Raw genomic sequence first — 1,137 nt, 5'->3', positions numbered from 1 at the left:
GGTCACTTAAGCGCGATTTTAGGGGAAGTACACCGATGGGGTCGTAGCAGCTTTAGCTGCCGACAACTTTGCCGGGAGCAAAGTTGAACAACGCTTTAGCGTTGCCCCCTAGGGTGGAACACATGGATGTGTTCCATAACCGCCCCGCGGTGTACTAGCCCCGTGTATCTCGATCTCTTAAACGATCAGCATTAAGACATTGCCCGCTATTTAACGGGCGTAATCTGTATATTAAAAACCAAACGACATGCCTGCAGAGAATGCCTGATTGTTGCGCGAATCAAATCCGGCCCCGACTGAAACCGCAATATTCTCTCGAGGTTTGAAGCCAAGTTTCGCTGCAAACGCACTTTCGCCTTCGTATTGTCCTACGCCGATACCAAAGTTAGAGTCATAGCTCCAGTTTTGTGGCACTGCGCCTAACGCTACCGCGTTGGCGATCCCTGCATTAGCGCGTTTCTGATAGTGGTCAATCTTTTTGTTCAGTTGGTTAGTCCACTGACGAGTCTGGCCAACGGTGGCCGCATCGTTGTCATTAATGCCGGGAGCCACATGCGTAATACGACGATTGCCGGTTTCATTACCGCCCACAGAGAATTCATTATCCGTTGTCGCTTGAGAACCGTGTCCAATGGCTACGCTGTTATTACCTGTAACGGCGGTTTTATTACCAATGGCATAAGACTGATTGCCTTCCACCCGTGTGCTATTGCCGACTGATGCCGAGTTATTTCCTGCTATTTGGCTATCGTTACCGCGAATGGTAGAGCTATCGCCATTTATTTGATTACGATGACCGACTATTTTGGATTTCTCGCCAACAATCTGGTTGTTATTACCTTCGATACGGTCGCTATGCCCCTGAATATTGTTGGTGTTGCCTACAATCTGGGATTGGTTACCTGCGATGGTATTGTCATTGCCTTTTATCGAAGAGCCATCGCCGTGTATCTGGGTATTATTCCCCTGGCTTGAAGACTCTTCACCAATGATGACGGCATTATTTCCCGTCGCGGCATTGTTGTTCCCATACACCAAGACCTTATCACCAACGCCGGAAGAGCTTTTGCCTACAACTAATACTTGGGTCCCTTTAGCGGTGTTATCAGTACCGAGAGCAACGGCATGTGTACCGCT

Annotated in this window: 1 protein-coding gene; it reads right to left on the bottom strand. The window is 48.8% G+C overall.

All coding sequences use genetic code 11. The features are described from left to right. Positions 1–231 precede the first annotated feature (231 nt). The coding region (locus tag M988_RS11720) for a YadA family autotransporter adhesin (protein ID WP_156518174.1) at positions 232–1,137 on the bottom strand (906 nt) is incomplete at its 5' end.

The organism is Hafnia paralvei ATCC 29927 (assembly GCF_001655005.1).
GTDB lineage: Bacteria > Pseudomonadota > Gammaproteobacteria > Enterobacterales > Enterobacteriaceae > Hafnia > Hafnia paralvei.
The sequence above is the reverse complement of the archived record's forward strand: the minus strand, read 5'-3'. Positions and strand labels throughout refer to the sequence as shown.